Annotated in this window: 12 protein-coding genes; 10 read left to right on the top strand and 2 right to left on the bottom strand. The window is 33.0% G+C overall.

All coding sequences use genetic code 11. The annotated features are described in order from the left end of the window. The first annotated feature begins 57 nt into the window (after positions 1 to 57). The 10 genes from ACE94K_RS13225 (at position 58) to miaA (ending at position 11,132) form a co-directional block, all read left to right on the top strand. Positions 58 to 945 carry a 3-hydroxyacyl-CoA dehydrogenase family protein gene (locus ACE94K_RS13225; protein WP_378172981.1) on the top strand — a complete coding sequence of 296 codons (888 nt, stop codon included), beginning with the start codon at positions 58 to 60 and terminating at the stop codon, positions 943 to 945. A gap of 56 nt (positions 946 to 1,001) precedes the next feature. Then, positions 1,002 to 1,607: a M23 family metallopeptidase gene (locus tag ACE94K_RS13220; RefSeq protein WP_378172979.1), complete on the top strand. Its 606-nt coding sequence runs from the start codon at positions 1,002 to 1,004 to the stop codon at positions 1,605 to 1,607. 14 nt (positions 1,608 to 1,621) lie between these two features. Further along, positions 1,622 to 2,740 carry a redoxin domain-containing protein gene (locus tag ACE94K_RS13215; RefSeq protein WP_378172976.1) on the top strand — a complete coding sequence of 373 codons (1,119 nt, stop codon included), beginning with the start codon at positions 1,622 to 1,624 and terminating at the stop codon, positions 2,738 to 2,740. A gap of 12 nt (positions 2,741 to 2,752) precedes the next feature. Then, entirely contained in the window at positions 2,753 to 3,883 is a 1,131-nt protein-coding gene (locus ACE94K_RS13210) for a redoxin domain-containing protein (protein WP_378172974.1), read from the top strand. 27 nt (positions 3,884 to 3,910) lie between these two features. After that, a complete protein-coding gene (locus ACE94K_RS13205; protein ID WP_378172971.1) occupies positions 3,911 to 5,149 on the top strand; it encodes a DUF1015 domain-containing protein in 1,239 nt (412 codons plus the stop codon). Positions 5,150 to 5,225: 76 nt separating this feature from the next. Then, on the top strand, positions 5,226 to 5,891 hold the full coding sequence (locus ACE94K_RS13200) for a YggS family pyridoxal phosphate-dependent enzyme (protein ID WP_378172968.1): 666 nt from the start codon (positions 5,226 to 5,228) through the stop codon (positions 5,889 to 5,891). 58 nt (positions 5,892 to 5,949) lie between these two features. After that, positions 5,950 to 7,338 (top strand): exonuclease domain-containing protein, encoded by a 1,389-nt coding sequence (locus tag ACE94K_RS13195; protein WP_378184282.1) that lies wholly within the window; start codon positions 5,950 to 5,952, stop codon positions 7,336 to 7,338. A 45-nt stretch (positions 7,339 to 7,383) separates the two neighbouring features. Further along, positions 7,384 to 9,354 carry a DUF3857 domain-containing protein gene (locus tag ACE94K_RS13190; protein ID WP_378172966.1) on the top strand — a complete coding sequence of 657 codons (1,971 nt, stop codon included), beginning with the start codon at positions 7,384 to 7,386 and terminating at the stop codon, positions 9,352 to 9,354. 31 nt (positions 9,355 to 9,385) lie between these two features. Beyond that, positions 9,386 to 10,222, top strand: coding sequence for an ion transporter (locus ACE94K_RS13185; RefSeq protein WP_378172963.1), 837 nt, complete (start codon positions 9,386 to 9,388; stop codon positions 10,220 to 10,222). Beyond that, entirely contained in the window at positions 10,215 to 11,132 is a 918-nt protein-coding gene (gene miaA / locus ACE94K_RS13180; protein ID WP_378184280.1) for a tRNA (adenosine(37)-N6)-dimethylallyltransferase MiaA, read from the top strand. Before ACE94K_RS13185 ends, miaA begins: the two co-directional genes overlap by 8 nt. A 29-nt stretch (positions 11,133 to 11,161) precedes the next feature. On the opposite strand, the gene ACE94K_RS13175 is transcribed toward miaA, so the two are convergent. Both ACE94K_RS13175 and ACE94K_RS13170 read right to left on the bottom strand, forming a co-directional pair. Beyond that, a complete protein-coding gene (locus ACE94K_RS13175) occupies positions 11,162 to 11,875 on the bottom strand; it encodes a response regulator transcription factor (RefSeq protein ID WP_378172960.1) in 714 nt (237 codons plus the stop codon). Positions 11,876 to 11,878: 3 nt separating this feature from the next. Next, positions 11,879 to 13,447 (bottom strand): sensor histidine kinase, encoded by a 1,569-nt coding sequence (locus ACE94K_RS13170; RefSeq protein WP_378172958.1) that lies wholly within the window; start codon positions 13,445 to 13,447, stop codon positions 11,879 to 11,881. Positions 13,448 to 13,510: the final 63 nt, after the last annotated feature.

The following is a 13,510-nucleotide window of genomic DNA, read 5'->3' as shown; positions in this document are numbered from 1 at the left end:
TCGACTCCGCTCGATGTGATAGTCCACAATAATTTTTCAAAAAAAACACATACACACATGAAAAACGTAGCAGTAATCGGTGCCGGAACCATGGGAAATGGTATTGCACATACCTTCGCTCAAAAAGGTTTTAAAGTTCAATTAATTGATATTTCTCAACAATCTTTAGATAAAGGATTAGCAACCATCACTAAGAATCTTGATAGGATGATTGCTAAAGAAAAAATTTCTGAGACTGATAAAGAAGATACCTTAGGAAATATCTCTACCTATACTAGTATTAAAGAAGGAGTTGAATACGCAGGATTAGTTGTAGAAGCAGCTACCGAAAATGTTGATTTAAAACTAAAAATATTTAAAGAATTAAGTAAGGCTTGTCCAGAAGACACCATTCTTGCTACTAATACTTCTTCTATCTCAATTACTCAGATAGCAGCAGTTACCGATAGACCAGATATGGTTATTGGAATGCATTTTATGAACCCTGTTCCAATTATGAAGTTGGTAGAGATTATTAGAGGATATAACACCTCTGATGAAGTTACCAATACAATCATGGAAATGTCAAAAACCTTGGGCAAAGTCCCTGTAGAAGTAAATGACTATCCTGGATTTGTAGCAAACAGAATTTTAATGCCAATGATCAATGAATCTATAGAGACTTTGTACAATGGAGTTGCCGGAGTTGCCGAAATAGACACCGTTATGAAATTAGGTATGGCACATCCTATGGGACCATTGCAATTAGCAGATTTTATTGGGTTAGACGTATGTCTTTCTATTCTTAATGTCATGTATGATGGTTTCAAAAACCCTAAATATGCTCCTTGTCCATTATTGGTCAATATGGTTATGGCAGGTAAACTTGGAGTGAAAAGTGGCGAAGGTTTTTATGACTATTCAGAATCAAGAAAAGCGGAGAAGGTAGCGAAGCAGTTTGGTTAATAATTGGTTGATGGTTAATAGTTGATGATCGATGTAAGAAACAACAAATATATTCTATGAAAGTATTCTTCTCTATCACAATAATAGTATTATTCTCTCTATTATATAATACGGAAAATACGCTTACATCGAAGAAAAAAGATTCAAGAGAAACTCAAAACAAATATGCCAAATACGATACTCTTTTTAGTAATCATAATGAATTTATTGCAAAAGATTTTGATTTTCCGGTAGGGAAACCTAATGCCAAAGGATATTACAACGCGCAGAAATTCAAAGAAAATAATCATCTTGGCGACGACTGGAATGGTGTGGGTGGCGGTAATTCTGATCTTGGAGATCCTATCTATGCCATTGCTAATGGATATGTATCTTTTTCAGAAGATATTGGCGGTGGCTGGGGAAATGTAATTCGCGTTATTCATCAATATAAGGATCGATATTATGAATCTATATATGCGCATTGCCAAACCATAAACATAAAAGAAGGAGATTTCGTTAAAAAAGGACAACCCATTGCTACTATAGGAAATGCCAATGGTATTTATTACGCACATTTGCATCTGGAACTTAGAGATGATATCTTTATGGATATTGGAGGTGGATATTCTGAAAACAGCGAAGGCTATCTGGATCCTACCAAATTCATAACTACTAATTAACTTAACGCGCCCATATGAAAATTAAATTTCTAACGGTCATTGTTTCATTTACTATTCTTTTTTCTTGCAACAAAAAAAATAAAGACCCTGAAAGCTTAATAGAAAGAGCCAATGGCTATATAATTTCTGGAACTATACCCGATGTTCCTGATAGTACAGTGGTATACTTAAGCAAACCTGTAGGAGGTACCCAAACTACCTGGATACAAAATAATTCTTTTGAATTTCAAGGTTTTGAAGAGGAACCCACTATTGCATATCTGGTGGTAGAAGGATATAGAAATGGAGGATTTGCTCCGGTTTGGCTAGAAAACACGGATATCACCATTACTGCGAACAAAAATTCCATAAAAAATGCGGTAATTGAGGGTTCATTCACCCAGAAAGAACAAGATGTTTTCAACAAAAGGGTGGATAAAATTTCTAACGAGCAAGTGAAGCTATATTCGTTGATGGGGAATGACCAGTTGCAACCTCAGCTAAGAGACTCTATTCTAATAGCCATTGATTCATTAGAAAAGCAACGTCTTATCGTTTCGAAAGATTTTATAAAAGAATTTCCAAAATCTCACGTAAGCGCCAATATTCTGGCATTAAGTAAAATGATCTGGGACAAACAAGATATCCGTAACTCATATGCTCTGCTTTCTGAAGAAATAAAAAATTCAAAACAAGGTAAGACAATAGCTTATTTTTTATCACTACCTGACAAACCCGAAATTGGAGAAAAATATATTGATTTTTCACAACCTGATCAAGATGGAAATGAGGTGAAGCTATCAGATATTAAAGGGAACTATATACTCGTAGAATTTTGGTCTTCGTGGTGTGTTCCTTGCAGAAGATCAAATCCTAAATTAATAGAAAACTACCATCAATATAAAGATCAGGGATTCGAAATCATTGGTGTATCTCTGGATGAGGATAAAAAAGCGTGGACAAAAGCTATAAAAGATGATCATCTTCCCTGGACTCAGGTATCAGATTTAAAAGGATTTAACAATGAAGCCGCTTTGATCTACGGTGTTAATGCAATTCCGGATAATTTTATAATAGACAGTGAGGGAGTTATAGTAGCCAGAACCTTGAGAGGCATACTATTAGAGGACAAACTTAAAGAGTTATTTAATTAAAAAAAGCCAAAAATGATTATTAAAAAATATTATACGCTATTAAGTCTTTTCTTGATAATTGGCTTATTCGTTTCGTGCAAAAAAGCAAAAAAGCCTGAAAACATTGTTGAATCCAAAACTGCTTCAAATGAATACCTAATCTCAGGAACCCTTAAAAATATAGAAGATAGCACTTGGATTTATATAAATCAAGACAATAAAATTGTAGATTCTACACAAATCATAGGTGAAAAATTCGAGTTTACAGGATCCGTGGAAGAACCTTCTTCTTTTTTTATGATGGTCGGCAAAACAAATCCTGAATATTTTGTTTTATGGGCAGAAAATCTAATAATAACAGTAGAAGGTGAAAAGGGAAATTTGAAAAATACTACTATTTCTGCTGGAAAAACTCAGAAGGAACGTGAAATTTTAACTAAACGAACCGATAAAATCAACCAAGCGTTAAATTTCATTGAAAAAAAATATGGCTATACAGATATACCAAGAGAAAGTATTGACTCTGTTGTGAAAGCTCAAAATAAATTGCTTTCCGAAATGGAACAAATTAGCAAAGGTTTTATAAGAGAGTTTCCAGATTCTTATGTTAGTGTAAATTCATTAAACATTTATAATACTACTTGGGATAAGAAAGTTGTTGCCGAATTATATGACAACTTATCGGATAAAATGAAAAGTTCAAAAAACGGCCTAGAAATAAAACAGTTTTTATCACTTCCGGGAACACCAAAAATTGGAGAAAAGTATATTGATTTTAAATTACCGAACGCAACTGGAGAGTTAATAAAATTATCTGAAATCAAGGGAAAATATATCCTGGTAGAATTCTGGGCCTCTTGGTGTGGTCCTTGTATAGAAGCAAACCCAAAATTGGTAAAAACGTATAATAAATATAAAGATCAAGGATTTGAGATTATCGGGGTATCCTTAGATAATAATAAAGAATATTGGCTTAAAGCAATAGAAAAAGACCAACTGCCTTGGGTCAATGTTAGTGATCTTAAAGGAGGCAAAACAGAAGTAGCTCAAATTTATGGTATCAATGGAATTCCAGATAACTTTTTGATCGATGAAGAAGGAAAAATCATTGCAAAAACTTTGCGAGGTAACCAATTAGAGAATAAATTGAAGGAATTATTTTAAAACTGGTCAGAAAACAAACAACTAAAAATGGCAAAAATAAACCCATTCAAAGCAGTTCGCCCTACAAGAGATAAAGTGAGTTTGATTGCTTCACGATCTTACCAAAGCTATACTCCGGAGGAAAGAGACTCCAGAATGGATTATAATCCTTACTCTTTTCTGCACATCGTTAATCCAGGTTATAAATATCATAAAGAAATTTCTGGAGAAGACCGCTACAAATTAGTTCGCAATCGTTATCTGGAGTTCAAAGAGGATGAGATTTTTATACAGGATGAAACTCCCTGTTTTTATGTTTACAAAATTGTAAATCGAGAACTGGAGTCTTTTTGCGGTATCATTGCTGCTGCAAGTGCAGAAGATTATGAGCGTGATGTTATCAAAAAGCACGAAGATACTATTACAGATCGTGAAATTACTTTTAAAGAATACTTACACACTGTAGGGTTTAACGCAGAACCTGTACTCCTCACCTATCCAGATAATAATGCTATAGCACATATCGTTGAAAAAGTTACACAAGAAAGAGCTGAATATGAGTTTACTACAACGTATCGTGATACACATTATGTTTGGAAAGTTGATGATCAAAAAAATATCGAACAAATTCAAGCTGCGTTTGCGACTATGAAAACGATTTACATCGCGGATGGTCATCATAGATCAGCTTCTTCCTTTTTATTAGCAAAGGATTTAGCATCTAAGAACTCAGATCATCAAGGTACAGAAGCCTATAACTTTTTTATGAGTTATTTGATACCAGAATCTGATCTTAGAATTTATGAATTTAACAGGCTGGTTAAAGATCTTAATGGTTTAACCAAAGAAGAATTTTTAATACAACTAGACGAATGGTTTCGAATTGAGAACAGAGGTATTGAAGTATACAAACCTTCAAAACCTCATCACTTTAGTATGTATCTGGAGGGAGAATTTTATTCCTTATATCTTAGAAAAACCATCTATGAATTTGCAGACGCTCTAGAAGAATTAGACGCACAAATTCTATATAAAACCGTATTAAATCCAATTTTAGGGATCAAGGATCTTAGGACCGATAACCGAATTGAATATTCACACGGTAAAAATGACATTGTTTACGTAAAAAGCAAAGTGGATCAAGGAGAATTTAGGGTTGGCTTTGGATTATTTCCTGCAACGGTGGATCAAATGAAGAAAATAGCAGATCAAGGTTTAAAAATGCCCCCTAAAAGTACTTATATCGAACCAAAATTGAGAAGTGGCATTACGATCTATGAGTTTTAAAATTTGGGAAATCATCATTTATCCATTAATTAATATCTTGACTCCGTTTTTATTAATTTAGGTATCTTTACATCTTATGAATTCTATCAAGGAAAACCTCAAACATATACTAGAAACGATTCCCGATCACGTTACTCTCGTAGCAGTCTCAAAAACTAAACCTGTTTCGGATTTATTAGAAGCTTATGAAGCTGGGCAAAAAGTTTTTGGAGAAAATAAAATACAAGAAATGACCCAAAAATGGGAGGAAATGCCTAAAGACATTTCTTGGCATATGATTGGACATGTACAATCGAATAAAGTAAAATACATGGCTCCCTACGTGGATACTATTCATGCCGTGGATAGTTTGAAACTATTAAAAGAGATTAATAAACAAGCTAAAAAACATCAAAGAATAATCAATTGTTTTTTACAGATTAAAATAGCTGAAGAAGATAGCAAGTTTGGACTTAGTGAAAAAAATGCTATTGAACTGCTGGAATCCGATGAAGTAAAATTATTATCCAATATAAGGATTACGGGATTAATGGGAATGGCTACTTTTACGGATAATAAAGAACAAATCAAACAAGAATTTGAACGTATACAATCTCTTTTTGAAAGGCTACAAACTGATCATCCTTTACTAAAATCTCTATCTATAGGAATGAGTGGTGATTACCAACTTGCCATTGACTGTGGCAGCACTATGGTTCGAATAGGAAGTTCTATTTTTGGAGCAAGAAATTATAGTCACTAAAAAATGTTACTTTAGGCAAACAGTAAACCGATAAAGACTACCCCGCCAGAAACGTATGATGTACGCGATTTTAGACATAGAAACTACCGGAGGAAAATATAATGAAGAAGGAATCACAGAAATCGCTATTTATAAATTTGACGGACATACGGTTGTAGATCAATTTATTAGTCTGGTAAATCCGGAAAAACCAATCCAGCCTTTCGTGGTTAATCTTACCGGAATAAACAATAAAATGCTTCGTAATGCACCTAAATTTTATGAAGTAGCCAAAAGAATCGTAGAGATTACCACAGATTGTATTATCGTAGCCCACAATGCATCTTTTGATTATCGTATTCTTAGAACTGAGTTTGAAAGGCTCGGTTATGATTATGAAAGACAATCTTTATGCACGGTCGAGCTTTCTCAAAAACTAATTCCGGATCAAAAATCATATAGTCTTGGAAAACTGGTTCGTAATTTAGGAATTGCTATTTCTGATAGACATAGAGCCACCGGAGATGCACAAGCAACGGTAAAGCTTTTTAAATTGCTTCTTTCAAAAGATGTTGAGAAAAACATTCTTAGAGAAACTGTTCGTTTAGAGACGAAAAGAAAAGTAGATGATAAACTCTTAAAGCTTATAGAGAGCGTTCCCTCTTCTACCGGAGTATATTATATGCATAAAGAGGATGGTACCATCATATACATCGGAAAAAGTAGAAACATAAAAAAACGTGTTACCCAGCATTTTACGAATGATAATAGAAAATCAAAAAACATTCAAGAAGAAGTAGCAAGTGTAACTTATGAGATCACAGGAAGTGAATTGCTTGCTTTATTAAAAGAAAATGAAGAAATAAAACTGAATAAACCTAAGTATAACAGAGCTCTTAAAAGAACTAAATTTGATCAGGCACTATATCACTTTACAGATCCTAACGGCTATCTTAATCTGGTAGCAAAAAAAATAGATAAGCGAAAAACCAGTATTACCACATTTACTAATAGACAACAGGCTAAATCGTTTATGCAGCGGTGGACGGAAGAATATAAACTTTGCCTAAAATTAATGGGATTAGATAAAGGAGATGGAAATTGTTTTAATCACGCTATAAAACAATGCAATGGTGCCTGCGTTCTGGATGAATCTATAGAGATCTATAATAAAAGAGCACAAGAACTTATTGCAAACCAATCGTTTGAAAATAAAAACATGATCGTGATCGATCGTGGTCGGGATATTGACGAGCAAAGTGTAATACTAATAGAAAATGGCGAATTTAAAGGAATTGGATACTTTACGCTCAATCATCAGATTAACAATATCAATATCCTAAGATCTATTATCACTCCAATGAATCATAATCCTGATGCGCAACATATTATACAAAGTTATGTAAGACAACATAAAAGATTAAAAGTGATCACTTTAGATCAAAATAAATTAGACTCCAAAGCGTAACATATCTCTCCAGGATTGCGCTTAACTATATACCAAATTACAAGAATGCATCGATTTTTACTATTTACTTTTTTTATACTACTTTCATTTTTTAGCATCTCACAAGAAAACTATAATTACAAAAGTCTTGTTGTAAGCATTCAAGATCTAAAAGGCGAAACTTATAAACAGGACACTACGGCCAATGCTTTTTACGTCTACGAAAAAGGATACAGCAGAATTGAAAATGGTGGACGTTTTAACCTTTTAACCAATTACAGTGCAAAAATTAAAATTTTAAACTCAAAAGGTTTTGAAAAAGGAACCGTAAAAGTTCTCTTATTTCACAATAAAAACAGCAAAGAATTTTTCAGAGATCTAAAAGCGATTACATACAATCTGGAAAATGGAGAAATAGTGAAGACAGCATTAAAAGAAAGTAACATTTATAAAGAAAAGTACAATGAGAATTATACCTTAGTAAAATTTACTTTTCCGAATTTAAAGCCTGGTTCTGTCATCACCTATTCTTATCAAACCGAATCTCCTTTTCTTTATAACTTTAACGGATGGGATTTTCAGGATGACATTCCGAAACTTTATAGCGAATATGAAGCTGAATTGCCAGGTAATTATGTGTACAACATTCGATTAATAGGAAATTTAAAATTAGATTCTAAAGAAAATTCGTTGAAACGAGAATGTATCCAATATGGTAACAGAGCCATCGCAGATTGTTCGCACAGCCGTTACATAATGAAAAATATCCCGGCATTTAAAGAAGAAAAATTCATGACGGCAAAAAAAAATTACTTTTCTCGAGTCGAATATGAACTAAAAGAACATAAAAAACTTGATGGTACAAGCAGAAAATTTACCGAAACTTGGAAAAATGTAGACAAAGAACTAAAAAAAGATAGTAATGTTGGATTACAGCTTAAAAAAACCAACGTCACTAAAGATTTACTTCCAGAAACCATCGCAAAGATGTCTAATGATTTAAGCAAGGCTAAGCAAATTTATAAACACGTTACACAAGAATATACCTGGAATGATAAGTATAAAATCTTTAAAGATGTTTCGGTTAAAAATCTAATAGCTTCCAAAGTTGGAAACGTTAGTGAGATCAATATTCTACTCCACAACATATACAAAGAACAAGGATTTTCTGTAAAACCTGTTTTGTTATCTACCCGTAATAACGGATATGCCACTAGAATACATCCAGTACTCTCAGATTTTAACTATCTGATTGTCCAATTATCCGTAGAAGACAAAACATATCTACTGGATGCTACAGAAAAAAAGATAGGGTTTGGACAGGTTCCTTTTAGATGTTTAAACCAATATGCCAGGCTTTTGGATTTTAAAAACGGAAGCTCTTGGATCGAGGTAAAACCTCAGTACGTTTCTTCTTATTATTATAAAGAAAAAATTAAACTGAACGACAAATTAATGCTTGAAGGAACATCAACATACACGTATAGCGGTTATCATGCTTATAGCAAAAGGGAAAAATATGATGAAATTTCTGAACAACAGATTGTAGATAAAATCCTGAACCCAGAGGAAAATCTCACTATAGTAAAAGCAAACATAAAAAACCTGCTTGAATTAGAAAAACCTTTGATAGAAGAAATTAGTTTCAAGAAATCAATAGAAAAAATTGAAGATCTTATTTATATCAAACCATTTACAAAACCTTTTTTTACCGAAAATCCTTTCAAATTGAACAAAAGAACTTACCCTGTTGACTTTGGGTATAAAGATTCTTATTCATACATTGTTTTTATGGAAATTCCTGAAGATTATGATTTTATTGACATTCCTAAAAATCAGAATTTTATACTCCCAGGAAAATCCGGAAGACTTAGTGTAAACTTTCAATTACAAGAAAATATATTAATTATTAATCATTCCATTAGATTTACGTCATCCTACTACCCTGTAGAATATTATGATTCTCTTAAAGAATTCTTCAATTTGATAGTGGATATGGAAAATAACACTGTGGTAACAATAAAAAAAACTAGTTAATTTTTTAGTATTTTCGTTAAAACAATAAATTTTGAATCAAAAATTACATACAAGAAACTGGAGGGATAAACTGCACGAAATTATTTATGAAGCAGACACTCCTTTAGGTAAAATTTTTGACGTAGTTCTCTTAATCCTTATTCTACTAAGTATCATTTTTGTGATGATGGAAAGTGTTAAAGGACTTCCTGAAAAGACCTATGAATTTCTGTACTTCTCTGAATGGATAATTACTATATTTTTTACTTTTGAGTACATAGCAAGAGTCATATCTATTAAAAAGCCATTTAAATACATATTTAGCTTCTATGGTATTATTGATTTTGTATCAACAATACCATTATATCTCTCATTTTTTATCGTTGGATCAAGTGCATTGCTTACGGTAAGAGCACTTAGATTACTTCGAATTTTTAGAATACTAAAAATCTCAAGATACATTGGAGAATCCAATAAACTGGCGAAGGCAATTAAAGACAGTAGAGCTAAAATTCTGGTTTTTTTGTTCGCTGTTGTTGTGGTTTGTATCATTGCCGGAACTTTAATGTATATAATCGAAGGAGAAGAAAGTGGTTTCAAGAGTATACCGATAAGCGTTTATTGGTGTATTGTTACATTAACAACGGTAGGTTACGGTGATATCGCTCCAGTGACTCCTGTAGGTCAACTTCTTGCTGCCCTGATTATGATAATGGGTTATGGTATTATTGCAGTACCCACAGGAATTGTAAGTGCTGAATACGCAGCAGGTCAAAAATCTGCAATCGTGAATGTCAATTCACAAGCTTGTTCCAACTGCAATGCCAGAAAACACCAAGATGGAGCAAAATATTGTCATAACTGTGGACATACATTATTCAATGACTAATACCCTCATCGTAGTTGTAGGCCCAACGGCTATAGGTAAAACTAGCTTAGGTATTGCATTAGCTAAACACTTTAATTGTGAAATAATTTCTGCCGATAGCAGACAGTTTTTCAAAGAAATGAGCATCGGTACTGCAGTTCCTAATAAAGATGAACTAGCACAGGCAAAGCATCATTTTATACAACACATAAGTATACAGGACAGCTATTCTGTAGGTGATTTTGAGAAAGATGCTATAAAGAGATTAACCCAACTTTTTCTGCATAATAGACATGCCGTTTTAGTTGGTGGCTCCGGACTGTATGTGGATGCAGTTACTAAAGGGCTTGACAATTTTCCCGAGGTTTCAGAAGATGTTAGAAAATCCTTAAGAAAAAGACATGAAGAAGAGGGAATTGAAAGCTTGCAGCGTCAATTGGAAGAATTGGATCCTGTTTATTACGAAAAAGTTGATCTTCAAAATACACATCGCGTAATGAGGGCTTTAGAAATATGTATTGGTAGTGGTAAGCCGTATTCATCCTACGTTACACAATCTCCAAAAAAGCGATCATTTAATATTATAAAAATTGGGCTTACCGCAGAAAGAAAAATTATCTACCAACGAATAAATCAACGAGTAGATATAATGATGAATGACGGGTTGCTCGATGAAGTAAAAAAGCTTTATCCAAATAAGTCATTAAATGCGCTTAATACCGTAGGATATAAAGAAATCTTTAAATCAATTGAAGGTACTTGGGACCTGGACTTTGCTATTTCTGAAATTAAAAAAAATACTAGAAGATTTGCCAAAAGGCAACTTACATGGTTTCGGAAAGATCAAGAAATACAATGGTTTGATTACCAAGATTCTCTGGAATCTATAATTGATTACATCAAAAAAACCGCTGCCAAGCATACTCGGTAGCGGTTTAGCTTTCTAATTACCGTTATTATTTATGATTCATCATTTCGTACCACTAATCTGAATCCTTCTCCGTGGATATTCAGAATCTCCACGTTTTCGTCTTTCTTTAAATACTTTCTCAGCTTTGCTATATACACATCCATACTTCGAGAAGTAAAGTAGTTATCATCCCTCCAAATTTTTGTCAATGCTAATTCTCTAGGCATTAAATCATTTAGATGAAGTGCTAATAAACGAAGTAACTCATTCTCTTTTGGAGAAAGTTTTATAGGCTCTTCTTCTTTATACGTTAAAAATCTAAGTTTAGAATTTAAATGGAAACCTCCAATTTTGAATTCAAATTGTTTACTATCTGCAACGGACTCTGTACTCTTACGCTGCATGATAGCTTGTATTTTCATTAACAATACTTCGCTATCGAAAGGTTTATTCAGATAATCATCTGCACCAACTTTGTATCCTTTCAATACATCTTCTTTCATTGCTTTTGCAGTTAGGAAAATGATTGGAACCTCTTCATTTTTATCTCTTATTTCTTTTGCCAAAGTAAATCCATCTTTGTAAGGCATCATTACATCAAGGATACACATATCGTAATCATCCTTTTTGAATTTTTCGAAGCCTTCCATACCATTTTTAGCGTGTACTACATCATAATCATTCATTACTAGATAATCCTTTAGTACTGTACCAAAATTGGGATCATCTTCTACAAGCAAAATCTTTTTGTTTTCTGTTTCCATATTTTAAGATATTAACGGTAATTTAGTTATAAATGTGGAGCCTTTTCCCCGTTCACTCTCCACCCAAATCTGACCATGATGGTCGTCTATTATTCTTTTTACGTATGTTAGTCCGAGCCCGTGCCCCTTTACATTATGAAGATCTCCGGTGTGCTCTCTAAAAAACTTTTCAAAAATCTTTTTTTGAGCAACTTTACTCATCCCTACTCCTTGATCACGAATTTTCAATACAATACTGTTTTTTACATTTTCTGTATAAATATCAATCTTTGGTGCATCTTCAGAGTATTTAATTGCATTATCAAGCATATTTACTACAACATTGGTTAGATGACTTTCATTAGCTAGCACGCTGGATTTAAGTGCTCCTAAGTGAGTCTTGATATAACCCTCTCTGTTCTCAACAATGAGAGAAACATGAGTGATTGCATCTTCTATGATATCGTGTAATTCAAGACGCTCTTTCTTTATATTTAATTCATTCTTCTCTAATTGAGATATTCTTAGCACGTTCTCAACCTGAGTCAACATCCTTTTATTTTCTTCACGTATCATCGTCATATAACGGTCTACTTTATCCTTGTCATCCGCTATTTTAGGGTTTTTAACAGCATCTAACGCAAGATTAATGGTTGCTATGGGCGTTTTAAGTTCGTGCGTCATATTGTTAATAAAGTCCGTCTTTATCTGTGATATTTGTCTTTGCTGCAACAATTGTGATAGCGCACTTGAATATGCCACTACAATTACCAACGTAAAAATTATCGACAAAATTGCCATTCCTTTAATAGTTGATAATATATATCTATTCTTACCCGTAAAATTTACGTACAATTGATATAAACTTGATCCATCTTCATTATTAACAAAAAGAGGGACTGCAAATGTATTACCATCACTATCATTTTCACTAAAATCATCAGAACGTACACGAGTAGCTAATGCATTACTATAAATAGCATACTCGAAATCTACCTTCATATCCCGCTCAGCCAATTCTTTTTTGAGCAGACTTTCAACTTCTTTCTTTTTTACTCTTCGATGAATAGGAATAAAATTTGCCAGCTGATCTATTACAATTTCATAATCTCTTCTCTGCAGATCTGTGAGCGTACTTAATCTATTCAATTTTGATTTAGACCACTTCTTTGACTGACTACTTTTTTCATTGTCATCTATTAATTCGGCATTTCGATTTAATATATCTTTTAACCTAACGGTATCAATATTAAAATCGATAAAAGAAGAAAACAACTTAGAATCTTCTTCTAAAACTCCATCACCAAAAGCAAAAGAGCCTTTATCAAAACCTATGTCTAAGAGCTGTTGTATCGTTTTATTATCCGGTTCTTTGATACTATCCAAAATCTCTTGTAAGGGATAATACATTTCTTCAAATTCCCTATACTCAATTTTGTTAGAAACAGAAATCAATATTTGTTTTGCATTGAACGAAAACTGTTCCCTGTTATTCTCTACTGTATTCTGAATCCAATATCCCTGAACAAAAATAATCCCGATTAATGACAAACTCATCAGAAGGATCAGCAATGCGAATAACCTTTTATTCATAGGTCAAAAGTAAGACTTTAACATTTAGCTACTTTAGGGTTTAACCAAATGTTAACAAAATGA

Source organism: Aquimarina besae (assembly GCF_042434905.1).
GTDB lineage: Bacteria > Bacteroidota > Bacteroidia > Flavobacteriales > Flavobacteriaceae > Aquimarina.
Note: the sequence above shows the minus strand (reverse complement) of the source record. Positions and strands in the feature narration are given on the sequence as shown.